Origin of the sequence: Pseudomonas sp. MWU12-2020 (assembly GCF_023100605.1) — a bacterium.
Classification (GTDB): domain Bacteria; phylum Pseudomonadota; class Gammaproteobacteria; order Pseudomonadales; family Pseudomonadaceae; genus Aquipseudomonas; species Aquipseudomonas fluorescens_H.
On record NZ_JALMEX010000058.1, the window covers coordinates 1 to 390 of the forward strand.

The window sequence follows — 390 nt, forward strand, 5'->3', positions numbered from 1 at the left end:
ACCGGTCAGCGCATCGTTCGGCGCAGTGGTGGTCACGGTGCCAGTGGTTTTGCCCACTTCGATGGTGATGTTCTGACCATTGGCTAGAGTGACGGTCACTGGCGAACCAGTTACCGGCGCACCGACGGTGGCGGTGTAGGTGACGGTGCCACCCTCAGCCGCAGACTCGGTCGCGGTCAGTTTGACCGTGGTGGTGTCGATGGTGTCAGTGACCTGAGTCACAGCCGGCACGGTGCTCGGCACCAGGTTTTCGAAGTTGCCACCGGTAGCGTTGGTGATCGTTGCCTGAACGGTGCCAGCGTCTTTGTACACGTCATCGGCAGGTGCCGGAACGGTCACGGTGCCAGTGGTTTTACCGGCTTCGATGGTGATAACAGCACCGTTCGACAG

The 390-nt window shown here is 60.8% G+C and carries 1 protein-coding gene; it reads right to left on the minus strand.

The genetic code is table 11. The features are described from left to right. Positions 1-390, minus strand: a 390-nt coding sequence (locus tag M0814_RS29025; protein ID WP_247868583.1) for an immunoglobulin-like domain-containing protein, incomplete at both ends; no start/stop codon positions are given.